A 22,158-nucleotide genomic window follows, 5' to 3' on the forward strand; every position below is an offset into this window, starting at 1 on the left:
ATGTTTCTCCCAGAAATCAGGCAGCGTCGGCGGGTTTGCCGAAGCGAATGCGGAAACGGCGGTTTTCCTTGCCCTTCTTTTCGATCTTGGCGATGTAAATTTCGCCAACTTCCTGCGTCTCCGATACATGAGTGCCGCCGCAGGGCTGGCTGTCAACCGAAGAGTTTTCGCCGATGCAGACAAGACTGACGCGGCCAAGGCCAACCGGCGGGCGAACATGCTTGGATTTGACGATGCCGGGATTGGCCGCCAATTCCTCATCGGTGATCCATTGAAGGTAGATGGGGTGGTTCTCAGCGACAAGTTCCATCAGCTTGGCGGTGATCGCATCCTTGTCGATCGTCTCGGACATGTCGAAATCGACCCGCGACTCGTCCTCGCCAACGGCCGCACCAGTGATCGGCCATGAGCAGACAACGGACAGCAGATGACATGCCGTGTGCATGCGCATCAGCTTATAGCGACGCTGCCAGTCGATATGGAGAGTAAGCTTTTCGCCGACCTCTGGTGCTGGCTGGCCTTCCAGAGGAACATGGATGATGACGCTCTTGTCGTCGCCATGTCGCGTGACACCAAGTTCGATCTTCGAGCCGTCGGCGCGCTCGAGAAAACCCGTATCGCCGGGCTGGCCGCCGGATGTGGCATAGAAGCAGGTCTGATCCAGCTCTATGCCACCATCATCATGCACTGCCGTAACCACCGCTTCGCAAGTTGAAAGATAAAAATCATCACGAAACAGGGCATTCACGGGCATGCTGCATTTACCTCAGACGGTTTCGTACGGAACCGAAAGCTCTTTCTTCTCAATCAGCCATGCGGGAAGGGGAAGGCCCTTTGACCGCAGAAAGTCAGGATTGAAGAGCTTGGACTGGTAACGGTTACCGTAGTCACAAAGTATGGTGACGATTGTATGCCCCGGTCCGAGGTCGCGGGCAAGCCGAATTGCGCCAGCAATGTTGATGCCCGACGAGCCCCCGAGGCATAGGCCGTCCTTGGTGATCAATTCGAAGATAATCGGCAGCGCTTCGGAGTCAGGGATTTGATAAGCGAAGTCCGGCGTGAAGCCTTCAAGATTGGCCGTGATGCGTCCCTGGCCAATGCCCTCGGTAATGGACGAACCTTGGGATTTCAGAACGCCGTTCTTGTAGAATTCGTAAAGAGCGGCACCTTCTGGATCGGCAAGACCGATCTTGATATCGGGATTGAAATCGCGAAGACCGTCCGCAACGCCCGCCAACGTGCCACCGGAGCCGACGGCGCAGATGAAGCCATCCACCTTGCCATCCGTCTGATCCCAGATTTCAGGCGCTGTCGTTTCGATATGCGCCTGCCGATTGGCGACGTTGTCGAACTGGTTTGCCCAGATAGCCCCGTTGGGATCCGTCTCGGCAAGCTGCTTTGCCAAACGACCGGAAACCTTCACATAGTTGTTGGGATTGGAGTAGGGGGCGGCCGGCACTTCGACAAGCTGCGCGCCGAGGAGCTTCAGCGCGTCCTTCTTTTCCTGGCTCTGCGTCTCGGGAATGACGATCACGGTCTTATAGCCAAGCGCGTTCGCGACCAGAGCCAGCCCAATGCCCGTATTGCCAGCAGTACCCTCCACGATAGTGCCGCCAGGACGCAAGAGGCCGCGGCGTTCCGCATCGCGGATAATGAAGAGCGCGGCGCGGTCCTTGACAGACTGGCCCGGATTCATGAACTCAGCCTTGCCAAGAATTTCGCAGCCCGTGGCTTCGGATGCTGCCTTGAGGCGGATGAGCGGGGTGTTGCCAATTGCGGTCAGCACGGAAGAGTGGATGGTCATGATCAGGCCTTCTGTCCAGTCAGCGATTCAAAGCCGTTATGTCGTTATCTATCGACCTTGTGACAAGAAATTATCTTCTGGCGAAGAGGGTTCCAGCGCAAAATCTTGCCATTACCCCCTTATTCACTCTTCTTGATATCGGAATAGGCGGCAAGTGCGCGCTGGCGCGCCTCATTGTGATTAACGATTGGCTTTGGGTAAGTCTTGCCAAGTTCTATCCCGGCCTTTGCCAACACCTGCTTTGGCGCGTCAAACGGCTTGTGAATGAACTTGGCATCGAGCTTTTCGAGCTCGGGTACGAAAGTTTTGACGTACTCGCCATCTGGGTCGAACTTCTCCCCCTGGATGATTGGATTGAAAATCCGAAAGAAGGGCGAGGCATCGGCGCCTGATCCTGCCACCCATTGCCAGTTGCCTGCATTCGATGCCGGGTCTGCATCCACCAGCGTGTCACGAAACCACGTCTCACCTTTTCGCCAATCGATCAGGAGATGCTTGATCATGAAAGAAGCTGTGATCATCCGCACGCGATTGTGCATGACGCCATGCTTCCACAATTGGCGCATGCCAGCATCTACGATCGGATAACCGGTCACTCCCTTCTTCCAGGCGTTGAATTTGGCTGTATCCGTTTTCCAGTCGAATGCGTCGAAACTGTCGTTCCAGTTCTTCTCGCCAAGTTGGGGGAAGTGAAAGAGGAGGTGATAGCAGAACTCTCGCCAGACGATCTCCTTGCGGAAACGGCTGATGTCGTTTGAGGCGATGTGGGACGAGAGGCCTCGAGTGGCGTGCCAGATCTGGGCTGGAGTTATTTCTCCATGAGCCAGATGCGGCGAGAGCATCGAGGTCGATGGCTGAGCCGGGAAGTCGCGGCCCTTCTCGTATCCCTTCAGCGCGGAATCGATGAAATCATCCAACCGCTTTTTTGCTCCCGCTTCGCCTGGCGTCCAAACCTCCGCGAAGTCTTTCGCCCAATCGGGCTTTGTCGGCAGGAGTTTCCAATCCTCCAACTTTTCCGATTTCGGCCAGCCTGAAGGTGTCGGTATCTTCCTCGGCTTGACCATCGGCTCCGGTGGTTCGTCTCCCCCTTCGATGGCGCGCCAGAAGGGCGTGTAGACGCGGTAGGGCCCGCCGCTCTTAGTCGTCACCTTGGACGGTTCGTGGAGAAGATGGCCTGGAAAGCTTTCAACCTCGTACCCGTCATCGCGAAGCTTCCTCTTCAGCTGGCGATCGATCTCCATGCCATCGGGGTCATATCGTCGATTCCAGAAGACCGCGCTCGCCCCGGTGTCTTCGACAAGTGACTTCAGGGTGTCGGCAGAGTTTCCGCTGCGAAGGATCAAGCGACTTCCAAGCTTTTCCAACTCCTCTGCTAGAGCCTTGAGCGAATGATGCAGCCACCATTCCTGAGCGCCGCCCAGCGGCCCGTTCGTGCCGTTGTTTTCCTCACGGATATAGACGGGTATCACACTTCCACCATGCTCGCGAGCAGCCGCTAAAGCGCGGTTGTCGGTCAGACGCAAATCCTTGCGAAACCAAAGGATTATAGGGCTTTCCTGCTTTGTCATGGAGCGTTTCCTGCTTTGCTCTTTTAACGCCTGCGGAGATGTTTTGCTCCGTTGCAACGAGCATAATACGGTGGTGCGGTACCTATGGTTTTTAAAGGGTAAATTTTGTTGGTTTTAAATGAAAACCAGTGGAACCATATGGCGGAGGTAGCGTTGGAGGCACGTGAATTGAGTATGGAAGACCCACCGATGATGCTGAATGAAGTTAAATGGGATGCGCCTGTCGTGATCTCCCTGGAGAACGGCGCGCCTCGCACCTTCAACGGCGCTTATGAAGCCTTTGACTTTCTCCAACACGAGTGGCCCAGCCGCCATGGCAAGGCGTATGAGCAGGCATTGCGCCTTTGCAGGGCCTCGCTTCTGGGCAGCGTGTCTGGCGAAATTGCACGCACCGCCTTTGTAGAGGCAAGCCGCGATGCAAATCGTCTTGTGGAGATGCCCAAACTCGCATCTTAAGCGCTCCGCCTAATCTTTTCGCGAAGATGACCTTTTCAGCCACCCGTCGCGTCCCCGCCGGGTGGCTTTTTGATGTGCCAAATCCCTCACGACGTCAGGATGGCTCATGAGTTACCGACACATCTTTGCCTCAAAATACTCTCTCCCAGCACGAATTGATCGCGAAAAAAAAGGTTGCTGAACCGTTAACGCAGCGCCGGCTGGAGGGAATCAGACTGGAATGGGGCAGGGCGCCGTAGTGCGAAATCGACTGATCAGTTGCTCAGATCACAATCGGGTTTTATGCAATCGTATGGTATGACGGTGACCTCTACCGGTTTCAACCGGCGCGGGATGTGGCAGGTGAGCCCAAGCTCTTCTATTCTCGGCTATGACAACTTCCGAACGCTCCGAGCCCTTACGCTAAATGGCAGCATTTACAGGAACAAGCGAGAGCCTACTTTGGACACAGATACGACGGCTTGCATCTCGCTTGTAGTCGTAGAAGCCAATTTTTTCAATGGTTTATAAGGTAAAGACGGCTGTTTCCCCTGGGGGCCGTCTACCGACTATGGCGGCATTGCCGGTGGACTGAATGCTGCTTCACATGCTCCCGAGATCGTCGGCGAGGCAATGGCAAGAACACTAATGCCGCTCATGAATTCACGCCATCGGCTCGTTGCCGCCGAAGTGAGACCGGGCGGCTTTTAATCACAAAATGGGATGAGAACAGGACCCAAATGTTGGGAGTAGAAGACGTTTTCAATAATGAGCAAAATCCGGAATAGGCTTCTCAGTTTTGGTAACACGATGGGCGATTTCCGGGCAAACATACCCACAAACGCCCATGTCTCGTCAAATTCTCGCTAAATTCGAAGCATAGACGGCTCGACAGCAGTCGCAGTGAGCGAGCAGTATCGCTCCCAAGACTGCCCTACTTTGAATGTGCGCAAGGGCACTTCGGCGCGGGCTGGAGCCGGGACGTCCTGTGCTTTTAAAGGGCAAAAGTGTGAGAGTATCTGCGTTTCTTTTGGCTGTAGGGCTTTGCGCCGCAGTCGTAACACCCGTCTCGGCGGGCATGTTGAACCAAGCCGAGCGGTATGCCGGGCTCCATGAGGGCAAGAACAATAAGACGCTGAAAGCGATTTTGGGCGTCAACCCCCGTAAAACCCCATGGTGCGGTCACTTCCTCAGTGTCGTCGCGGAGCAATCTGGACGAACCCCTCCGAAATCATCAGGTTTCGCCAAATCCTGGAAATCCTTCGGTTATGCCGTTCCGGTCGGCGCTGCCAAGCCCGGAGATGTCGTTGTCGTCAGAAGCGGCAAGCGCTACCACGCAGGAATTTTAAAAAGCATGAGCGGTGCTACTGCTCAAATCCTCGGCGGCAACCAGTCTGGTCGCGTCCAGGTATCCAATTTCAGCAGGAAGTCCATCGTCTCGGTCCGGCGGTGATGGGACTACCCAGCCGATAACGCCCTTAGCCTGCAATGGGTTCTTGGGAGCTCGTCGCCACCCGAGAGGAGTTGGGAATAAGAACAAACTTTCCTTCAAGTCCTCTCGAGGCGATTTAGCCTTATGGCTGCTCGCGAGTACCCGGCGCTGCATCACGCTGGTCATCGTCTTCCAAGTCAGTTGCAACGATGAAAGCGTCCTCGTGCTGGCGTGCAGCTTGTTTGCGCGCTCGCAGGCTAATCAGCTCATCTGGGTCAACTTCCTGTTGATGTTGCGTGAGATCTCCCTGCGTCTCGAAGCGAGCCACGTCTTCTTCCTTGATATCAAGATGATTGTTCTGGTCGGTGGTTGATCTTTCGTCGGTCATGGTGTGCTCCATAATTATTCAGTGACTGTTCGGTACGACAACGGGCGGGGCGTGGCTTCGTTCCTTCCTGTCAATGCTTCACCCCATCTTGATAGACGCTGCAGCAGGCGAGTAGGAACCAATAAGAGTGCAATTTGTTTTCCCGATATCCAAAACGGGAGAAGCACCATGCAAGTCGATCGTGAATCCGAAATACGCAAGAAGGCCTATGAGAAGTGGGAGAGCGAAGGTCGGCGCGATGGCGACCACGACCGCCATTGGAGCGAAGCTGAAATGGAAATCAACGCCGACAGGAACACGTCGGTTCTCGGCGAAGCGCCTGAAGCGTCGGCTGACCAGTCACCCGCTGTCGTATCGCTCAACCGCGAACAGTCGCAGCAAGAGCGTGATCCAGAGGCCGGGTTCGAAGAGGGGCTGGAGGATACATTTCCAGCAAGCGATCCGGTGTCAGCCACATCGACCGCCGTATCGGGCCGCGCAGGCAAGCGCTAACACCCGCGGGGTAGCCGCGAAGCTCCCCATTTTTTCGATGCAAGGCGGCCAAACCACTGGCCGCCTTCTAGTCTTTTGGTTTCCACACTCTTTCAGAGTGCGTAGCGCAAACCCAAAGTGTCTGTAACTGCGATCAATGAACAGCAGGCTCCTCGTCGCCAAGAAAGCTTCGGATACCGTCTCTTTCGCAGGTAGCCAGAAACTCCTCCCAAGCATCCTTATCGGTGGCAAAGGGCTCGTCCCAAGTGGTGACATCGTCCTCTTCGGAGATGACTTCCAGTTGCCAGTCCTGTTGCGTTCCCGCCGGCCGAAAAATATCCACCAAAACAGTAACGCCGTCATCCTCGAATTCCCCGGAAAACTCCGAGTGTTCCATTTTCTGCTTCTTGGACATGTCAGCCTCCAGCCCCTGTTGGCGCGTCCGGCGCCAAATTTTCCGTGTATTGCACCGTTTTGCTCTGGTCGGTATCGAACTCGCCGGGCGACCTCAACATCCGCACCCCTGGACCGCCCGCCGCAGATGTCTGATTGTCGTCTATAAAAGAAATACCTGCCTTCTCCAGAGCTGCGCGAAGCCGATCCTGTAGTTCGAGATCCAACTTGCTATGGCCGTGCTCGAAGGCACAAAGGATGTCCAGCTCGATATCGGCACCTTCGACCAGCGTCTCCTGTGACCAGTCGAGCATCGCTCGTGCGGCTCTGCATTGTGAAGCGGTGATAGACATGTCAGCAGTCTCCATGGCTGCAACTTGACCGAAGCGGATGCTGCGGTCTTGTCTTGTCCTACAACATTGAAGCGGGAACCGGAATCGCTTTTCGGAAACCGTGGGTATGGTCTTCACGAACGCCGTTGATTCTGCATTCTCGAAAAACATGAACAAGGCTTAAACCATCTGCGACATGCTTCGAACAATGTGCAGACTAAGCAGTTTTTTTAGCGATAGTAGGAAAGGGGTTTTTTACAATGCGGTATATTGTAAAATGGCTCCCCGGGCCGGATTCGAACCGGCGACCTGTCGATTAACAGTCGAATGCTCTACCGCTGAGCTACCAGGGAACGTGCGCCGCTTGTCGTGGCGTGAGCGGGGTAATACAAACGCTTTGACGATTTGCCAAGCGCTTTTTTCAAAAAAAATGCATTCCTCTTGTTTTATCCACTGAAGGCCCCACTTTTCCGGGCATGACGATGTTAAAAAAAATCTCATGACACTTTTCAACCGAGGTATTCTGGCGTGAATTTCGGTCTCCATCCCAAAACCGGGCGACTCCATATGGGTAAATGGAGCGTAGCGATGCCCCGCTCGCGTGTCGGGCGCATCGTTATCGGTACATTGTTGGTCGTTGGCGGTCTGCTGGGCTTCTTGCCGATCCTCGGCTTCTGGATGGTGCCTCTAGGGCTTCTCGTTTTGTCGCAGGATTTGCGTTTCGTTCGCCGCAAGCGCAGACAGCTCGCAATCTGGTGGGAGTATCGCAAACGCGCCCGTCAGGCGCGCCGAGACCGCGCTACAGCATCGGACCGTGGATCGGAATCGATGTCAGGAAAGCACGAAGCGTAGGTTCAAGACGATAGAGCGTCCCAAAGGACGAGCCACGCTCTTAAGCGCCAGAAAGCGAGTTGCTGAGCCCCTGTCCAGCCCAGACCGCCGCGTAGGCGAGGGCGGCGAAGTAGACCACCGTTAGCGATAGAAACAGATAGCCGCCCAGAACGGTCGCGCCGTCACGCTGGATCATCCCTGCAGAGAACAGAAGAATCGCAACTCCCGGCAAGGTATTTGAGAACGGAATGAAGCCCAGTGGCATCATCAGCAAGAGACCGGCACTCATGATGGCAAGGCCATTGACCCTGTTCATCAAGAGTCCAGTCGTCAGTGAAAGCATTCGTGGGCGAATGTAGCGATCAAGCCAGGAAACGATGTTGATGCCCTTTTGCAGGGCAGGCACGAGACGCGCAGTCTCCATCTGCTTGTCCAGAATGCGCTTTGGAAGCCATGGAAGGCGGTTCAGCGTAACAGCAAGACTGATCATGATGATGGCCGCACCGAAGACGGTGCTGACGCCGGGAATGGAGACAGGAATCAAAAATGGTAACGACGCGATGGCGCACATCAAAAGAAGCCCTTGCTCGCCGATAGCCTCCATCAACTCTCTCAGAGTGATCGTCTTTCCTCGCAACTGATCGATCAGGCGTTGTAAAACTGTGCTGAGATTCTCTGACGTATCCTTGAAACCGAAGTCCTGCGTCATGCTGTCTCCCGAATTCGTTTCGATTTCGGAAGTGATATCACTCATGCCATAGAGTGACCATCCGCAAATCCGCCGGGCGGATTGCGATCAAGATCTCGGACGTTCCACGGACATCTCACTGCGTTAGTGGGAAACCCACTTATTGTAGGCGCCCAATAATAGGACCGCCATGAGAATTCCGAGAATAAACGGGTTCAGTGAAGTAAAGAAATTAACGTAGTCCATAACTGTCTCCTCCTCAGTATGTCCTCGCTCTTACCATACTACTCCGATTGAACAGGAATACCAGGACAAACAACTTTATTGCTGCGTTGCACCATGATGCCCTTTGATTTATCTTAAAACTCAATAAAAGTATTTTCCGCGTCGCAGCATTCTTATGTCCTCTTTGCCACAATGTTGCGCTGCATCATTTGCAAAGCCTCGCGGTGGAAGCTAATGCTTTGGCTACACACCCCTGCCGAAAATCCTAGCAGACCGAATGGAGAGAAAGATGCTGAAGGGCCTCTACGCCTGGGCGATGAACCTCGCAGCGAGAAAAACTGCGGTCTGGTGGCTTGCCATTATCGCGTTCGTCGAGAGTTCGATCTTTTTTCTGCCTGCTGACGTTTTGTTTTTACCGATGGTTCTGGCAAGACCGCGTCGAGCCATTTTTTATGCCACGGTAGCGACGGTCGCTTCCGTCCTTGGCGGAATTGCTGGCTGGTATCTTGGCCATTATGCTTTTGAAAGCATCGCCCGCCCGATCCTGGAATTTTACGGTAAGGCAGACACGTTTGAAAATCTCAAGGCGTCCGTCGATTATGAGACGATCGTCCTTTTGTTGATCACGTCCGGGCTGGCTCACCTTCCTCCAATCAAGGTGGTGACAATCCTGTCTGGCGCGGCCAATATCAGCCTTGCATTATTCATTATCACCGCAATTGTGACGCGCGGAGCGCGCTTTTTCATTTTGGCACTTTTGCTACAGCGATATGGCGAAGGCATTCGTCACTTCATTGAAAAGCGCCTAGGTTTGATCGCTGCCCTTGTCGCCAGCGCTCTGATTGCACTCTACACGGTCTATATCTTCGTCCGGTGACATGGCTGCTTAGCACAAGATATCCGAAAGCTTCATTCATCTTGATGTCAGGCTGAGCCAATATCCATCGTCTCAACGACAGTAGAGCGATGGGCATCATGCGAAAAAAATTCAGAGCGTTTTTCACCGTTTTCACGGTCCTTCTGCTCGCCTTTTTTGGCTATCTGGGATTTCTCCAACTGTCAGGGAATTTTCACGAGGTCTTGGCTGGAGAGCTGTATCGCTCTAACCAGCCTAGTGCCGAGCAATTGGCATCTTACGTCAAGGAGCACCATATCAAAACCGTCATCAATCTTAGGGGAAAGAATGACGGTTCGACCTGGTACAAAGACGAGATTTCCGAATCCAAGGCGCTTGGCATCAGTCACGTAGACTTTGCAATGTCCGCACGTGAGGCGCTCTCCATGGATAAGGCGGAAGCGCTTGTGGAGATCATGCGCTCTTCGCCCAAACCAATTCTTATCCATTGCAGATCTGGATCGGATCGTACGGGACTCGCTTCCGCTATCTATCTCGGCAAGATCGCCGGCATCAATCCGGAAACGGCCGAGAAGCAATTGTCGATCCGCTATGGCCACCTCGCGGTCCCGATCATCTCGCAAGCCTATCCAATGGATCAGAGTTGGGAGACGATCGAGACCCATCTGGCAACAATGTGACGCGTGGACGGGTCCCTGGCGAGCTCCATTGAGCCCGTAGGTGCAAGCTAATCAGGGGCGGACGACGCCAAGAAAGCGCTTGGACATTTTTACGGTTCACTTCGACGGGAAGGCGCGTCACGCGAGAATAAGCACAGTTCAGCCTTTTTGTCCGCAGCCGTTTATTTTTAGGGTTGCACGGAGCGCGCCTTCTATATAAACGCCTCTCTTGTGTCGGAGCGTAGCGCAGCCCGGTAGCGCACTTGACTGGGGGTCAAGGGGTCGCAGGTTCAAGTCCTGTCGCTCCGACCATTCACGAGGTTCTCCCCAAACCTCTTCTTTCGGCGAATTTCTTCAGTCCGTACCGGGCAATCGGAAGCGTATTTGGTGTGCTTCACATCTGGCGCCCACGTTGATTCGACGCACCTATCTCACTCGTGCAGTGCATGCTTCATTTTTGATTTTTCTAATGGAACGCCATGCCTTGCAGAGGGGTTAGTCCATCGTAACGAGATGACGCATCGGCTTCGATGCCTGGCAATTGCGAATGGAGAGAGAAATGAACAGTATTATTTACATCGTCGGTCTGGTCGTTGTGGTTGGGATGATTCTGTCCTTCGTAGGACTTGCGTGAAGCAGTCTATGCTACAAAGTGCAAAATGCGCAGCTCCCTAAGGGCTGCGCTTTCCACATCTGGCTTATTAGTTTTCCTGCACTGAAACGCCATTTGGACCGATATTCATTTCGATACCCTTCGGCTTGCTTTCTTCATGCCAGACATAAATGCCCAAGGCTGCTACTGCCACAACCAGTGCGCCGATGATGAGATAAAGATTGTTGGTTCGTGTCATTCGGATTTCCCCTGAAAGTTAAGATTCACAGCGCTTTAACGCCCAAAATCTCTGAGAGTTCCAAGGGGTAAGCGGTATCATAATATTGGTCGTTCAGTAGGCGTTATCAGACTTCAACAAGCGAATCGGCGTTAGAAACAGAATTTTGAGGTCGAGCAGGAGGGACCAGTTTTCGATATAGTAGAGATCGAAGGCGGTCCGCTGTTTTATCTTGTCACTATTGTCGATCTCTCCCCGCCATCCATTGATTTGAGCCCATCCGGTCACGCCCGGCTTGACTTTATGGCGAGCAAAGTAATGTTCGACGACTTCGGTATATTTCAGATCGCCCGTCTGCGCGTGAACGGCGTGCGGACGCGGGCCCACCAGAGACAAATCGCCTGCTAAAACATTGAAGAACTGTGGCAACTCGTCGAGCGATGATTTGCGAAGAAAACGACCAACTGGCGTGACACGTGGGTCGTTTCTCGTCACGGCCTTCACGGCGCTGGGGTCGCTCATTTCCGTATACATGGAACGGAATTTCCAGACATTGATCGTTTCGTTATTGAAACCATGTCGTTTCTGCTTGAACAAAATCGGACCCTTGGACGTGCTCTTGACGGCGATGGCCGCGCCGATCATCACCGGCCAGAGGAGCGAGAGCGCGATCAGGCTGAAAAAGATATCGAAGATTCGTTTCGCCACCCCATCCCAGTCCCGAAGCGGTTTATCCATCACGTCGAGCATAGGCACGCCGCCATCGCGCGAATAGGAGCGGGGGCGAAAACGGAGTTTATGGGCGTGGGCGGCGACGCGAATATCCACCGGCAAGACCCAGAGCTTGCGGATGAGGTCGAGGATACGAGCTTCCGCGCTCAGCGGCAGTGAGATGATCAGCATATCGAGCTTGGTCAACCGCGCGAACTCCACAAGTTCGGCGAAGGTTCCAAGTTTTGGATAACCTGCCACAATATCGGGCGAGCGGTCGCCCTTGCGGTCGTCGAAAATACCGCAGATCCGGATGTCGTTGTCATGCTGTTCAAGGGAGCGGATAAGGTCTTTCGCTGCCTGTCCACCTCCCACGATGACAGCACGGCGTTCCATCACGCCGTTACGACCCCAGTGGCGGATGGCAATGCCAACGATCACTCGCTCCAGCAAAAGAAAGCCTGAGCCCGCAGCAGCCCAAAGTGCTAAGTCTTGCCAAGTATATACGCCGTTAGCCAGAAGAAGGCGTATGGCAGTGCCGGTAATGGCGCAAGAAGCAAGGAACGACCCCAATATGCGTCCAATCATCGCCAGCGGGCGGCGAAGCGATGGAAGCTGATATGTGTCTGTGACCTGAAGCAAGAGGGCGCACAAGCCGGCATTGAAGAGGCAGGCAGCAGCAATGGTGAGATGAGTGAGCGCGCCGCCAGCGATATCAATGCCATTGAGAGCGAGTGAAATAACGGAGAGGCCGGCGAACTCGAAAAGGCGTAGTTGCCCAATGATCATGTTTGGAGAGTGGCTGGTGCTGCGCAGCTGATTGGCGACCTGGCGGGCGAGTGGATTAAGGCTTGGGGCCTCGTCCTGGCTCTTGGCTACTGCTGCAAGTTGCCGATGCAAGGCATCGAGCTCGGAGTTGCGACCGTCTCCTGCGGAGTTGTCCATAGACCTATCCCACTTTTCTTTGGTGGTATGAATAAGTCATCGATACTAAAAGAAGCGTTGACGATTTTCACATTAGAAATCGCTTTTTTACCCTCATTTCAGGGGCAGGTCGACAAGAATTGCCGCGCTTCGGCGCAATAGAGGGGGCGGGATACGCAATACCTGTTTACCCGCAACTTTGAACAGAGCTTGAGGTCGCCGGTTTGACGCTCATCGCTTCTGTCGCTGAACTTGAAAATCCGGTTATCTGCGATCAAGCAGGGTGTTGGTGATGGGAAGCTTCATCAAAAGAAACGTTCCCGAACATAGATCGTGTCGCCCCCGAGAACAGGCGCAGTGATAAGAACGCGGCCGGTCGTGACATCGGCATTGAGCTTACGCGTCACATCGACGTCTCGCTGATTGGCACGCGAAGTGAATCCCCCTGCGATAGCAATGGCGTTTTGGATGGTCATGCCGGGCACGTAAGAATACTGCCCCGGCCGGCCGACTTCGCCCATCACGAAGATAGGCCGGTAACGGTCGACTTCGATGCTGACATCGGGATTGCGTAGATAACCCTTGCGAAGCTGTTGGGCGAGTGCTGCTTCGACCTGTTTGGCGGTTCTGCCGCGGGCTGGAATTTGGCCCACAAGTGGGAAGGCAATGTAGCCGGCCTGATCGACAGTGTAAGTGTTGGTCAGGCCAGCCTGATCGAAAACCGTAACGCGCAGGCGGTCACCGCTATCCAGTCGGTATGGCTGCAAGGCAACTGCATTGATCGCGGCCGGTGCCGGTTGATACGCAGCACAGCCTGCCAGCGTTAACGCTGCGGTGATGGCAAAAGCCGATATCAGACGTGGGATAGCGAAACTCATTCGCAATCGGGCTCCGGAACATTTCGTGCCCTCACTTATCCGTTCGTTATGGTTAATGCCCGGTAAAGAAATATGTTCTGCGAATAATTTCACTGAATAGGGTATCATAAGCCAGAGAGGCAGGACGCTTAACCGTTGCGTTACCGCATGAGAATTAGAGTGAGGAGGCGGCGATCAATCGAGTCACGCCGCCGCAAATACGGAACGCAAGAGCCATGAACGCCAATGACAACGCCACCGAAGCTGAGGACGATCTGGATGCTATCTCGGCGCCAAGCGGTCTTCCTGTCGCCTATGTGGCCGATCTCCTCGTTATGACCGGTGCAAAGCCTGTGACGGTCGTGGCCTCTCCAAGCGGTGCGGAGGGGTCTACGGCAACTGTGATGCTGGCAAGGGCGATCGCGGAACTGGCGCGCTCTGTCGTAGTGGTGGATATGACGGCATCCGGTGCTCCATCGCGGTTGATGGCTTCGGACGAGAAACTGCCTGGCATCATGGATTTGTTAACTGGCGACGCCGCCTTCGGAGAAACGATCCATCGAGATCGACTTTCCACCGCGCATCTCGTACCAAGGGGTACTGGTTCCGGCCAGCGCGTAAGCGGAATTCTCGAACGGCTGGTAATGATCCTGGGCGCATTGTCGGGAAGCTACGACACTGTCTTGCTGGAGTTCGGCGCGGCCGATCCTGGAGAAATTTCCCGCATACTCAAATATGTCGAGGCGGATGTGGTCGTTTCCGTGCCGGATGGCGACCCTACGGTCCTTCGCGATGCCGCTTCCGCTTTTCAAAAAAGTGGTCATAGCCAGATCATTGCAATGATATCCTCATCGCGCGACAGGCAAAGTCCTAAGGCTCTGGTATAACGCCTAATTGACGTGAGGGAGAGTAGCGCTCACTTCTGCCGCTTCGGCCCCGCCATCCATTTGATGATGAGCATCGCAGGCAAGATCCACAGCAGGCCGGATAGAACGAAATAGCCGAGGTGAACCCACCAGGGATGGTTGGCAAGCATGGCGGAGGCAAAAGCCGTTGCGACGATGGCATAAGTCACCACCAGCAGAATGATAACGATTGTGCCGATGAATGATCTGAGGCGGGGATGCATGCCATATTCCGTCGCTGACTCGTACTGTCCCTCTATAGCAGCCGCGACCGGATGCCGCAAAGGCAACCCCCTTGTTTTGCCCTGCGGGTTGAGGCAAACCAAGCAGATAAGCTGCGGCCCGAGAACCGGAATCGCTTTTCGGAAAGCGCGATGCGTCGATTCGAAGAGTTAGAGTTTCCTTTCTGCGTCTTGAGAACGCACGGCGCTCTAGGCAATTGTGGAGTTCAGGAATGCGATCCGAAACGATGGCGAAGGGTCATGCCTCTGTCGAGCAACGGGTGGAAACAGCTTTGCATCGGCAGGAGAACAATCGCAGACTTCTGCGAATTTGGCTGCGCGTTGTGCTGTTCACGCTATTCTGTCTCGTGCTGGTGGGGGGCGCAACCCGCCTGACAGAGTCTGGCTTGTCGATCACGGAATGGAAGCCTATTCACGGTGCAATCCCACCCCTATCGGTCGCGGAGTGGGAAGAAGAATTTCAGCTCTACAAGCGTATTCCGCAATATCAGGAAATCAATCGTGGCATGTCACTGGATGAGTTCAAGACGATCTTCTGGTGGGAATGGGCACATCGTCTTCTTGCGCGCACCATCGGGCTGATCTTCGCCCTGCCGCTCGCCTATTTCTGGCTCACGGGCCGGATCGAGAAGCGGTTGCGCCTGCCATTGCTGGGACTTCTGGCACTTGGCGGCTTCCAGGGTTTCGTTGGCTGGTGGATGGTTTCCTCAGGCCTCGTCAACCGCACGGATGTATCGCAATACCGTCTTGCAACGCATTTGACGATTGCCTGCCTGATTTTCGCGGGCTGCATGTGGATATTGCGGGGGCTGTCGCGCCATTCAGCGGATGCATCGAATGAGCGCACGGGCAGGGGGTTTGCAGCGCTGCTTGCGGTCCTCTGTCTCTTTCAGATCTATCTCGGTGCGCTGGTGGCAGGTCTTAATGCCGGCCTTTCCTACAATACGTGGCCGCTGATGGATGGCTCCATTGTTCCAGGAGATCTTTTCATCCAGCAGCCCTGGTGGATCAATCTGTTCGAAAACCCGAAGACTGTACAGTTCATTCATCGCCTCGGCGCATACACCCTGTTCGCCGCAACGCTCTGGCACATGGTGAGGCTCTGCCGCGCTTTGCCAGGCACACCGCACGCGCGACGCTCTGTGCTGTTTTTCCTGCTCGTCTGCGTTCAGGCGGCGTTCGGAATCACCACGCTACTTACCCATGTGGATATTCATGTTGCGCTGGCGCATCAGGGCATGGCGCTTATCGTGCTCGCTTTTGCAATTGCGCATTGGCGCGGCTTTATCGGAGAATATCCTGCAGCCGTTGCTGCAGAGGTCAGGCGCTGAAGTTTGGCAAAAGGTCTCGGGCGACCGTCAGGAAGGCAAGTCGCTCGCGTGCATTAACGCTATCGTCTAAGGCGCCGCCGTCCTCAAGAGACCAGCAGACGGACAGTCCTGCATGTGCGATGGCGTAGCGAAGGATCTTCTCTCTCGTGCAGTTCAGCGTGTCCGCGAAAATGGTGCAGAGTGTCGTTATCCGGTATGGATCGATGATGTCCGGCAGAGCGTTGAGCGGGTTTCCGAAGATATTTGCCACGTCATAGGCTGGGTCGCCGAGCAAACCTTGCGGATCGATGGCCAGCCAGCCGCGAGTGCCGCCACTCACGATATTATCGTGATGCAGATCGCCATGAAGGGGCTTTATGTCTTTTTGGTTCGCCAAAAGTTGACGGGCAATCTCCGCACAGTACCTCAAGGGCTCACGGAGTCGCTCATCTGTCTCTGTTTCAGCGCGGGAGAGCAGAGAGCGGAAATGCCGCTCAAGCGGTGTCAAACCCACAACTTCTGCCCGCCCTGACCCGTGGAGCGTTTGCAGAACGCTAACGATGACGACGTTCGCGGCTTCTTCGCCATAGTGGAGGCGATGAGCGCGAAGCGTCAGATCGCCTGCGTCTTCGAGCAGGCACGCTGTTCCGCTTCGTTGCAAAAGGCGTACGGCACCTTGTCCATTGCGCCATTTCAGAAATGTCATGCCGGGGAGTTCGCCAAGCCCACGCGGCTTCAGGCGCTTCAATATGGCCGACGAGCCATCCGCCAGGGTGGCGCGGTGAACGATGCTGCTTTCGGTATCCGCAATCAAAGAAGCGGTGGAAATGCTCCACCGCCCTGCGATCTCTTCCGGGATATCTAAGGAGACGAACTCCGCACTCATGCCGAGAGCATCAGTTCCATGTTTTGCACTGCCGCGCCCGACGCACCCTTGCCGAGATTATCCAGAACCGCGACGAGATTGATGTGTTCGGACGTGCCAAAGATATAGAGCTTCATCGTATCCTGATTGACCAGTTCTTCGGCGTCGATGCGCGTCATCAACCGGCTTTCTTCAAGTGGCACGACCTCCACGATATGCTGACCGGCATAGTGCGCGGTGAGCGCGGAGTGCAGGGTTTCGACGCTCGAGCCTTCCTTCAGATCGGTCGTAAACAGCGGAACCTGAACGATCATGCCTTGTGGAAAACGACCGACGGATGGCGAGAAAAGCGGCGCGCGGTCGAGAAGACCATGGTTCTTCATTTCCGGTACGTGCTTGTGCTTCAACGTCAGCCCGTAGGCGAAATTGTTGGCGCTGATCGCGTCGTCACGGCTCTGATCTTCCATCTGTGCGATCATCTGCTTGCCGCCGCCCGTGTAACCGGAGACGGCGTTGACACTCACAGGATAGCCATCCCGCAAGATCCCCGCTGCGCGCAAGGGACGAATGAGGCCGATGGCGCCGGTGGGATAGCAGCCAGGATTGGCAACGAAGCGGGCAGACCGCACCTTCTCAGCCTGATGCTTGTCCATTTCGGCAAAGCCATACGCCCAGTCAGGATGGATACGGAAGGCCGTCGAGGTATCGATGATCCGGACCTTGTTGTTTCCGGAAACCATGGACACAGCCTCTTTGGATGCATCGTCCGGCAGGCAGAGGATCGAGATGTCGGCGCTGTTCAGCATGTCCTCGCGCATCGATGCGTTGCGGCGCTCGGCCTCGGGAATGGACAGCAGCTCGATATCGCGACGATCGGCCAGACGCGTGCGTATTTGCAAGCCGGTGGTGCCGTGTTCGCCATCGATGAAGATCTTCGCTGCCATGTCTTTAACCTTGTATTTTCAATATATTATGGGCTTTTTCAGACTCGATTTGTAAGCGAGTGAAGCGCTTTCAATCGGATTTCGCCAGTCGCTCAGCACGCAGCCCTAGCATATACATCGCAACCGTTGCCCCGGCAATGGCAGTCACATCGGCGTGGTCGTAGGCGGGCGCCACTTCGACGACATCCGACCCCCGAATGTCGAGTTGTCGAAGACCGCGCAGGATGGAGAGGATTTTTGCACTCGATGGTCCACCTGCGACCGGGGTTCCGGTGCCGGGCGCGAAGGCCGGGTCCAGGCAGTCGATATCGAATGTGAGGTAGGCCGGCAGCCCGCCCACATGCTTGACGACCAGTGAAGCAATTTCACTGGAGCGCATCTCCTCGACCTCGTAGCCGAAGAGAATTTTTATGCCGCAATCTTCAGGTGCATGGGTGCGGATGCCGATCTGGATGGAGCGATTCGGATCGATCAGTCCATCGCGAACGGCGCGTACGACGAAAGAGCCATGATCGATGCGCTTGCCATCGTCGAACCATGTGTCCTGATGCGCGTCGAACTGTACGAGCGCCAGCGGACCATGTTTTGCGACATGCGCTTTCAGGAGCGGCCATGTAATGAAATGATCGCCTCCAAGCGTCAGCAGATATTCGCTGTTGGCAAGAATCTTGCGCGCTTCGCGTTCGATCGTTTCAGGCGTCTGCCAATGATCGCCGTAGTCCAGGAGGCAATCGCCATAGTCGACCGTTGGCATGTTTTCGAAAAGATCGCGGGCAAACGGGTATTGCGGATCATTGTCGAAGATTGCCGATGCACGACGGATTGCTTGCGGCCCGAAACGTGCGCCCGGCCGGTTGGAAGTCGCAGCGTCAAAAGGAATGCCCCACACCACGGTGGAAGCGCCTTCGAGATTTTTGCTGTAGCGGCGTCGCATGAAGGACAGCGCGCCCGCATGAGTGGGATCGGTGGCTGCCGACGTCAGAGAGGACGAGGTGAAAGCGTGATCGATGCTTTTTGCGGACATTGCTCACTCCTTCAGTCGAACTTTTACGGCTTTTCAATATCGCATTAAGCTGTTCGCGATAAGATACGCTCATGGTAAACACGTCGTAAATAAAGCATGTGTATCGTGGTTAGCCTCTTCGTCATGCTCGCAACAGTCTGATCGAACGCATTTCCAGCAGAGCCACGCTTTTGGCGAAACACGGTGTGGTGCTCCAAGCTGCGTTACAGCCGCAACTGGCAGCAGCGTCGTCCATTCTCAAGGTCTCAGCTTAAGCAACGTTACATGTGGTTTTTATGACTTATCGACCCGAAATTGACGGTCTGCGTGCCTTGGGATTGCTGGCCGTCATTTTTGCCCATGCGGGGTTCGCAGTATTTGACGGCGGATATATCGGTGTCGATATCTTCCTGGTCATCAGCGGTTACTTGATCACCGGCGTCATATTGCGTGAATATGCTGAAGGGCGGTTTTCTGTAGGCCGTTTTTATGTGCGACGTGTACGCCGCATTCTTCCAGCGCTTTTTTTCGTCCTCCTATGCACGATCCCTTTTGCATGGATATGGATGCTGCCCGATGCCTATGAGCGGTTTTCCAAGAGCCTGATCGCATCGACGCTTTCTCTGTCAAATGTCTATTTCATGAAAAGTACAGGCTACTTTTCTCCTGAGACGACGGAAATACCGTTACTCCACACATGGAGCCTCGGTTTGGAAGAGCAGTTCTATTTGCTTTTCCCGCTGCTGTTTCTTTTGCGCCTCAAAATCAAAACGATCTTTTCCGTCGTGCTTGGCGTTGCTGTCGCCAGCCTGTTGCTCAGTGAAGTCGGCGCGCGATACTTCCCGCTTGCCAATTACTATCTGTTGCCGACCCGCGTTTGGGAAATTCTCCTCGGTTCGCTATGCGCGTTCTGGGTGTTCGGAAAGGAGAGGGCAGCGAACGACGTCTTCGCCGGGGCAGGACTGCTGGTCGTACTGGCGTCGATCCTATTGTTCGATTCATCGGTTGATGTTCCGTCGATCATCGCTTTGCTTCCTACAGGCGGCACTGCGCTCATCCTTATATTCTCCTCGCGGACCTGCATCGTTGGCCGTCTGCTCTCCATGTCACCACTTGTATGGCTCGGTCGGATCAGTTTCAGCGCCTACCTCTGGCATCAACCCGTCTTCGCGTTCTGGCGCATCAGGAGCCCGGGGCCGCCGTCGACAATGGTTATGTGCGCCCTGATCGCTCTGATTCTTCTGCTTTCGGCCTTGAGCTGGTATTTCGTCGAACAGCCTTTTCGTGGCCAGCGAGTCCGGTTCGCGCGGTTGGGGTGGACAGCGTCCATGCTTGCCGCAGGGCTTGTGGGTTTCGGCGCATGGGGAGATCTGAAGGAGGGACTGCCGTTCAGGCTTCCCAAAAATATCACGCAGTTCGTCGAACGCACGACTTGGAACGAGAACTGTCTTTTTCAGCGGGAAGATGGGCTTCCACCCCTGCCCAGCATGGAGTGCATGTTCAATATCGGCAGCGGCCGTACGATCGCGGTATGGGGCGATTCCATTGCTTCTTCGATTTCCCCGGCTCTGGTTGAGGAGTTCAAGCACCGGAACATCGGCATGGTGCAACTGACTCATGGGTATTGCGCTCCCATCCTCGGGGTCTGGACGGCAAGAGACAAGGGAGCTGCCAATTGCGAGGAGTTCAATCGGCGTGCCATGGATTATCTCGCAGCCAGTAACGTCGAAACGGTTATCCTAGCGGCATCCTGGGTCAGCTTTCTCAATTCACCCTACCTGCAAGTCGATAAAGAGGACTATTCCAACGCGGATGTTCCCCTCAGCGCTGTGTCGGATAATTTCCGCGAGACAGTTCAGAGGCTTGAGGCGACCGGAAAACAGGTTCTCGTGGTTTATCCGGGTCCGCGCTTCGATAAACCCTTGGCAGATGTGATGGCTTCAAGCATGCTGAGGGGAGATCCAGCCCCCAGCTTCATAATTTCGAGATCCGATTTCGAGGCAAACACTGCCCGCGCTTACGGCGTTTTGAATGCCGCCTTGCCTGCGGAGGTGACGAAGATACTGCCCGAGCAGATATTTTGCGATCCTGCATCGATCGCTGGCTGCTCCTTTGGCATGGATGGCGTCGCTTACATCGCCGACAGAGGGCACTATACAAGGGCAGGGGCGGAGCGGATTGCGGCTGCAGTCGCGGACGATCTTTTCGGCGCCGATGGAATAACCGGCTCCATACCGCTGCCGCTAAACTAAAACGCTGCAACCCCGTAGGCGCACACAGGATGGCGCCTTTTACGCTTCGAAACGTGATCTAGAAGATCGTGCCGATTGTCAGACTATGCTGTAAGAGGTCATCCAACCGCGAAATGCAGCAAGACCTGCAAAAGAAAAAGGCGGAGCCGAAGCGCCGCCTTTTCGATTTTCGTGTATTCCAGAAGCGATTAGCGCTTGGAGAACTGGAAGCTGCGGCGAGCCTTGGCCTTACCGTACTTCTTACGTTCAACAACGCGGCTGTCGCGGGTCAGGAAGCCACCCTTCTTCAGAACAGAGCGCAGGCCCGGTTCGAAGTAGGTGAGAGCCTTGGACAAGCCGTGGCGAACCGCACCGGCCTGACCGGAGAGACCACCACCTGCAACGGTCGCAACGATGTCGAACTGACCCGTGCGCGCTGCTGCAACGATCGGCTGCCGCAGGATCATCTGCAGAACCGGACGTGCGAAGTAGGCGGTGAAATCACGGCCGTTGATGATGATCTTGCCGGAACCAGCCTTGACCCATACGCGGGCAACGGCGTTCTTGCGCTTGCCGGTCGCATAGGAGCGACCGAGAGTGTCAACCTTGCGGACGTGTACGGGAGCCGAAGCTTCCGATGCCGGGGCGAGGTCTTTCAGGGAGGAAAGATCGGCCATTATCAGGCGCTCCTTACGTTCTTCTTGTTCAGCGATGCAACGTCGAGAGCGACTGGCTGCTGTGCTTCGTGCGGGTGGTTCGAACCAGCGTAAACGCGGAGGTTCTTCATCTGGCGACGACCGAGAGGACCACGCGGGATCATGCGCTCGACAGCCTTTTCAACGACGCGCTCCGGGAAGCGACCTTCGATGATCTGGCGAGCCGTACGCTCCTTGATGCCACCCGGGTAACCGGTGTGCCAGTAGTACTTCTTGTCGGAATACTTCTTGCCGGTGAAGACAACCTTTTCCGCGTTGATGATGATGACATTGTCGCCGTCATCCACGTGGGGGGTGTAGGTTGCCTTGTGCTTGCCGCGCAGGCGGGTAGCAACGAGGGTGGCGAGACGACCAACAACGAGGCCTTCGGCGTCGATGATGACCCACTTCTTCTCCACCTCAGCGGGCTTCTGAACGAAAGTAGACATTTTTTTCACTTTCTTTTGGACCCGTCATCCTGCTGTTGCCAGGCGAGATGCGGGCGTTTCTTGTTGCTTGATTTGGCCGCATTTGCGCGTGCCGGAAGACATGTATTCCA

Annotated in this window: 25 protein-coding genes and 2 tRNA genes; 10 read left to right on the plus strand and 17 right to left on the minus strand. The window is 55.1% G+C overall.

Annotation, left to right across the window (positions count from 1 at the left end):
- Positions 1–16: 16 nt before the first annotated feature.
- From ACQZ5M_RS15030 to ACQZ5M_RS15040, 3 genes are all read right to left on the minus strand, one after another.
- A complete protein-coding gene (locus ACQZ5M_RS15030) occupies positions 17–754 on the minus strand; it encodes an alanyl-tRNA editing protein (protein WP_296100985.1) in 738 nt (245 codons plus the stop codon).
- A gap of 12 nt (positions 755–766) precedes the next feature.
- Positions 767–1,804 (minus strand): cysteine synthase A, encoded by a 1,038-nt coding sequence (locus tag ACQZ5M_RS15035; protein ID WP_296022207.1) that lies wholly within the window; start codon positions 1,802–1,804, stop codon positions 767–769.
- 119 nt (positions 1,805–1,923) lie between these two features.
- The gene (locus tag ACQZ5M_RS15040; RefSeq protein ID WP_449080170.1) at positions 1,924–3,372 is read right to left on the minus strand and encodes a cryptochrome/photolyase family protein; all 1,449 of its coding nucleotides are present in this window, start codon (positions 3,370–3,372) and stop codon (positions 1,924–1,926) included.
- Between the two features lie 189 nt (positions 3,373–3,561).
- Between ACQZ5M_RS15040 and ACQZ5M_RS15045 the strand changes: the two genes are divergently transcribed.
- Together ACQZ5M_RS15045 and ACQZ5M_RS15050 are read left to right on the plus strand one after the other, a co-directional pair.
- Positions 3,562–3,828: a DUF982 domain-containing protein gene (locus tag ACQZ5M_RS15045; RefSeq protein WP_296022258.1), complete on the plus strand. Its 267-nt coding sequence runs from the start codon at positions 3,562–3,564 to the stop codon at positions 3,826–3,828.
- Between the two features lie 988 nt (positions 3,829–4,816).
- Complete coding sequence (locus tag ACQZ5M_RS15050) at positions 4,817–5,260, plus strand: TIGR02594 family protein (protein WP_449080171.1); 444 nt, start codon at positions 4,817–4,819, stop codon at positions 5,258–5,260.
- Positions 5,261–5,381: 121 nt separating this feature from the next.
- Here the strand turns inward: ACQZ5M_RS15050 and ACQZ5M_RS15055 are convergent, their stop codons facing one another.
- Positions 5,382–5,627 carry a hypothetical protein gene (locus ACQZ5M_RS15055; protein ID WP_296082795.1) on the minus strand — a complete coding sequence of 82 codons (246 nt, stop codon included), beginning with the start codon at positions 5,625–5,627 and terminating at the stop codon, positions 5,382–5,384.
- 168 nt (positions 5,628–5,795) lie between these two features.
- Here ACQZ5M_RS15055 and ACQZ5M_RS15060 point away from each other — a divergent pair, with 168 nt between their 5' ends.
- Positions 5,796–6,119 (plus strand): DUF2934 domain-containing protein, encoded by a 324-nt coding sequence (locus tag ACQZ5M_RS15060; RefSeq protein ID WP_296022200.1) that lies wholly within the window; start codon positions 5,796–5,798, stop codon positions 6,117–6,119.
- 133 nt (positions 6,120–6,252) lie between these two features.
- Here the strand turns inward: ACQZ5M_RS15060 and ACQZ5M_RS15065 are convergent, their stop codons facing one another.
- From ACQZ5M_RS15065 to ACQZ5M_RS15075, 3 genes are all read right to left on the minus strand, one after another.
- Complete coding sequence (locus ACQZ5M_RS15065) at positions 6,253–6,513, minus strand: hypothetical protein (RefSeq protein WP_296022199.1); 261 nt, start codon at positions 6,511–6,513, stop codon at positions 6,253–6,255.
- 1 nt (position 6,514) lies between these two features.
- Positions 6,515–6,844 (minus strand): helix-turn-helix domain-containing protein, encoded by a 330-nt coding sequence (locus ACQZ5M_RS15070; RefSeq protein WP_296038258.1) that lies wholly within the window; start codon positions 6,842–6,844, stop codon positions 6,515–6,517.
- Positions 6,845–7,101: 257 nt separating this feature from the next.
- Positions 7,102–7,176, minus strand: a tRNA-Asn gene (locus tag ACQZ5M_RS15075).
- Positions 7,177–7,390: 214 nt separating this feature from the next.
- Here ACQZ5M_RS15075 and ACQZ5M_RS15080 point away from each other — a divergent pair.
- Complete coding sequence (locus ACQZ5M_RS15080) at positions 7,391–7,675, plus strand: hypothetical protein (RefSeq protein WP_449080247.1); 285 nt, start codon at positions 7,391–7,393, stop codon at positions 7,673–7,675.
- A 40-nt stretch (positions 7,676–7,715) separates the two neighbouring features.
- On the opposite strand, the gene ACQZ5M_RS15085 is transcribed toward ACQZ5M_RS15080, so the two are convergent.
- On the minus strand, positions 7,716–8,363 hold the full coding sequence (locus ACQZ5M_RS15085; protein ID WP_296075702.1) for an exopolysaccharide biosynthesis protein: 648 nt from the start codon (positions 8,361–8,363) through the stop codon (positions 7,716–7,718).
- Between the two features lie 493 nt (positions 8,364–8,856).
- Between ACQZ5M_RS15085 and ACQZ5M_RS15090 the strand changes: the two genes are divergently transcribed.
- From ACQZ5M_RS15090 to ACQZ5M_RS15100, 3 genes are all read left to right on the plus strand, one after another.
- Complete coding sequence (locus ACQZ5M_RS15090) at positions 8,857–9,444, plus strand: YqaA family protein (protein WP_296038220.1); 588 nt, start codon at positions 8,857–8,859, stop codon at positions 9,442–9,444.
- Positions 9,445–9,542: 98 nt separating this feature from the next.
- The gene (locus ACQZ5M_RS15095) at positions 9,543–10,103 is read left to right on the plus strand and encodes a dual specificity protein phosphatase family protein (RefSeq protein WP_296082801.1); all 561 of its coding nucleotides are present in this window, start codon (positions 9,543–9,545) and stop codon (positions 10,101–10,103) included.
- 214 nt (positions 10,104–10,317) lie between these two features.
- Positions 10,318–10,394, plus strand: a tRNA-Pro gene (locus ACQZ5M_RS15100).
- Between the two features lie 389 nt (positions 10,395–10,783).
- Here the strand turns inward: ACQZ5M_RS15100 and ACQZ5M_RS15105 are convergent.
- The 3 genes from ACQZ5M_RS15105 to ACQZ5M_RS15115 form a co-directional block, all read right to left on the minus strand.
- Positions 10,784–10,933 carry a hypothetical protein gene (locus ACQZ5M_RS15105; protein WP_296020819.1) on the minus strand — a complete coding sequence of 50 codons (150 nt, stop codon included), beginning with the start codon at positions 10,931–10,933 and terminating at the stop codon, positions 10,784–10,786.
- 93 nt (positions 10,934–11,026) lie between these two features.
- Positions 11,027–12,568 carry an undecaprenyl-phosphate glucose phosphotransferase gene (locus tag ACQZ5M_RS15110; RefSeq protein WP_296075672.1) on the minus strand — a complete coding sequence of 514 codons (1,542 nt, stop codon included), beginning with the start codon at positions 12,566–12,568 and terminating at the stop codon, positions 11,027–11,029.
- A 284-nt stretch (positions 12,569–12,852) separates the two neighbouring features.
- Positions 12,853–13,425 (minus strand): polysaccharide biosynthesis/export family protein, encoded by a 573-nt coding sequence (locus tag ACQZ5M_RS15115; RefSeq protein WP_296020824.1) that lies wholly within the window; start codon positions 13,423–13,425, stop codon positions 12,853–12,855.
- Between the two features lie 215 nt (positions 13,426–13,640).
- Here ACQZ5M_RS15115 and ACQZ5M_RS15120 point away from each other — a divergent pair, with 215 nt between their 5' ends.
- Entirely contained in the window at positions 13,641–14,291 is a 651-nt protein-coding gene (locus tag ACQZ5M_RS15120) for a tyrosine-protein kinase family protein (RefSeq protein ID WP_449080172.1), read from the plus strand.
- A gap of 29 nt (positions 14,292–14,320) precedes the next feature.
- Here the strand turns inward: ACQZ5M_RS15120 and ACQZ5M_RS15125 are convergent, their stop codons facing one another.
- Positions 14,321–14,533, minus strand: coding sequence for a DUF2842 domain-containing protein (locus ACQZ5M_RS15125; protein ID WP_296020829.1), 213 nt, complete (start codon positions 14,531–14,533; stop codon positions 14,321–14,323).
- Positions 14,534–14,778: 245 nt separating this feature from the next.
- Between ACQZ5M_RS15125 and ACQZ5M_RS15130 the strand changes: the two genes are divergently transcribed.
- On the plus strand, positions 14,779–15,882 hold the full coding sequence (locus tag ACQZ5M_RS15130) for a COX15/CtaA family protein (RefSeq protein ID WP_449080248.1): 1,104 nt from the start codon (positions 14,779–14,781) through the stop codon (positions 15,880–15,882).
- Here the strand turns inward: ACQZ5M_RS15130 and ACQZ5M_RS15135 are convergent.
- The 3 genes from ACQZ5M_RS15135 to speB all read right to left on the minus strand — a co-directional run bounded on the left by ACQZ5M_RS15135 (position 15,872) and on the right by speB (position 18,694).
- Positions 15,872–16,747 (minus strand): aminoglycoside phosphotransferase family protein, encoded by an 876-nt coding sequence (locus tag ACQZ5M_RS15135; protein ID WP_449080173.1) that lies wholly within the window; start codon positions 16,745–16,747, stop codon positions 15,872–15,874. The genes ACQZ5M_RS15130 and ACQZ5M_RS15135 overlap by 11 nt on opposite strands.
- Positions 16,744–17,670: an N-acetyl-gamma-glutamyl-phosphate reductase gene (gene argC / locus ACQZ5M_RS15140; RefSeq protein ID WP_449080174.1), complete on the minus strand. Its 927-nt coding sequence runs from the start codon at positions 17,668–17,670 to the stop codon at positions 16,744–16,746. The genes ACQZ5M_RS15135 and argC overlap by 4 nt, the downstream gene beginning before the upstream one ends.
- A gap of 70 nt (positions 17,671–17,740) precedes the next feature.
- Positions 17,741–18,694, minus strand: coding sequence for an agmatinase (gene speB, locus ACQZ5M_RS15145; RefSeq protein ID WP_296038201.1), 954 nt, complete (start codon positions 18,692–18,694; stop codon positions 17,741–17,743).
- Positions 18,695–18,969: 275 nt separating this feature from the next.
- On the opposite strand from speB, the gene ACQZ5M_RS15150 reads away from it, so the two are divergent.
- On the plus strand, positions 18,970–20,925 hold the full coding sequence (locus ACQZ5M_RS15150; RefSeq protein WP_449080175.1) for an acyltransferase family protein: 1,956 nt from the start codon (positions 18,970–18,972) through the stop codon (positions 20,923–20,925).
- Positions 20,926–21,113: 188 nt separating this feature from the next.
- Here the strand turns inward: ACQZ5M_RS15150 and rpsI are convergent, their stop codons facing one another.
- Positions 21,114–21,581: a 30S ribosomal protein S9 gene (gene rpsI / locus ACQZ5M_RS15155; RefSeq protein ID WP_449080176.1), complete on the minus strand. Its 468-nt coding sequence runs from the start codon at positions 21,579–21,581 to the stop codon at positions 21,114–21,116.
- Positions 21,582–21,583: 2 nt separating this feature from the next.
- Complete coding sequence (gene rplM, locus ACQZ5M_RS15160) at positions 21,584–22,048, minus strand: 50S ribosomal protein L13 (protein WP_062425555.1); 465 nt, start codon at positions 22,046–22,048, stop codon at positions 21,584–21,586.
- Between the last annotated feature and the right edge of the window lie 110 nt (positions 22,049–22,158).

This window comes from Rhizobium sp. 22-785-1, assembly GCF_053521965.1.

Excerpts from the sequence above, each read along its gene's own strand:
- ACQZ5M_RS15030 (WP_296100985.1), bottom strand. The coding sequence starts at position 754 with ATGCCCGTGAATGCCCTGTTTCGTGATGATTTTTATCTTTCAACTTGC.
- ACQZ5M_RS15035 (WP_296022207.1), bottom strand. The coding sequence starts at position 1,804 with ATGACCATCCACTCTTCCGTGCTGACCGCAATTGGCAACACCCCGCTC.
- ACQZ5M_RS15040 (WP_449080170.1), bottom strand. The coding sequence starts at position 3,372 with ATGACAAAGCAGGAAAGCCCTATAATCCTTTGGTTTCGCAAGGATTTG.
- ACQZ5M_RS15045 (WP_296022258.1), top strand. The coding sequence starts at position 3,562 with ATGATGCTGAATGAAGTTAAATGGGATGCGCCTGTCGTGATCTCCCTG.
- ACQZ5M_RS15055 (WP_296082795.1), bottom strand. The coding sequence starts at position 5,627 with ATGACCGACGAAAGATCAACCACCGACCAGAACAATCATCTTGATATC.
- ACQZ5M_RS15060 (WP_296022200.1), top strand. The coding sequence starts at position 5,796 with ATGCAAGTCGATCGTGAATCCGAAATACGCAAGAAGGCCTATGAGAAG.
- ACQZ5M_RS15065 (WP_296022199.1), bottom strand. The coding sequence starts at position 6,513 with ATGTCCAAGAAGCAGAAAATGGAACACTCGGAGTTTTCCGGGGAATTC.
- ACQZ5M_RS15070 (WP_296038258.1), bottom strand. The coding sequence starts at position 6,844 with ATGTCTATCACCGCTTCACAATGCAGAGCCGCACGAGCGATGCTCGAC.
- ACQZ5M_RS15080 (WP_449080247.1), top strand. The coding sequence starts at position 7,391 with ATGGGTAAATGGAGCGTAGCGATGCCCCGCTCGCGTGTCGGGCGCATC.
- ACQZ5M_RS15085 (WP_296075702.1), bottom strand. The coding sequence starts at position 8,363 with ATGACGCAGGACTTCGGTTTCAAGGATACGTCAGAGAATCTCAGCACA.
- ACQZ5M_RS15090 (WP_296038220.1), top strand. The coding sequence starts at position 8,857 with ATGCTGAAGGGCCTCTACGCCTGGGCGATGAACCTCGCAGCGAGAAAA.
- ACQZ5M_RS15095 (WP_296082801.1), top strand. The coding sequence starts at position 9,543 with ATGCGAAAAAAATTCAGAGCGTTTTTCACCGTTTTCACGGTCCTTCTG.
- ACQZ5M_RS15105 (WP_296020819.1), bottom strand. The coding sequence starts at position 10,933 with ATGACACGAACCAACAATCTTTATCTCATCATCGGCGCACTGGTTGTG.
- ACQZ5M_RS15110 (WP_296075672.1), bottom strand. The coding sequence starts at position 12,568 with ATGGACAACTCCGCAGGAGACGGTCGCAACTCCGAGCTCGATGCCTTG.
- ACQZ5M_RS15115 (WP_296020824.1), bottom strand. The coding sequence starts at position 13,425 with ATGAGTTTCGCTATCCCACGTCTGATATCGGCTTTTGCCATCACCGCA.
- ACQZ5M_RS15120 (WP_449080172.1), top strand. The coding sequence starts at position 13,641 with ATGAACGCCAATGACAACGCCACCGAAGCTGAGGACGATCTGGATGCT.
- ACQZ5M_RS15125 (WP_296020829.1), bottom strand. The coding sequence starts at position 14,533 with ATGCATCCCCGCCTCAGATCATTCATCGGCACAATCGTTATCATTCTG.
- ACQZ5M_RS15130 (WP_449080248.1), top strand. The coding sequence starts at position 14,779 with ATGGCGAAGGGTCATGCCTCTGTCGAGCAACGGGTGGAAACAGCTTTG.
- ACQZ5M_RS15135 (WP_449080173.1), bottom strand. The coding sequence starts at position 16,747 with ATGAGTGCGGAGTTCGTCTCCTTAGATATCCCGGAAGAGATCGCAGGG.
- argC (WP_449080174.1), bottom strand. The coding sequence starts at position 17,670 with ATGGCAGCGAAGATCTTCATCGATGGCGAACACGGCACCACCGGCTTG.
- speB (WP_296038201.1), bottom strand. The coding sequence starts at position 18,694 with ATGTCCGCAAAAAGCATCGATCACGCTTTCACCTCGTCCTCTCTGACG.
- ACQZ5M_RS15150 (WP_449080175.1), top strand. The coding sequence starts at position 18,970 with ATGACTTATCGACCCGAAATTGACGGTCTGCGTGCCTTGGGATTGCTG.
- rpsI (WP_449080176.1), bottom strand. The coding sequence starts at position 21,581 with ATGGCCGATCTTTCCTCCCTGAAAGACCTCGCCCCGGCATCGGAAGCT.
- rplM (WP_062425555.1), bottom strand. The coding sequence starts at position 22,048 with ATGTCTACTTTCGTTCAGAAGCCCGCTGAGGTGGAGAAGAAGTGGGTC.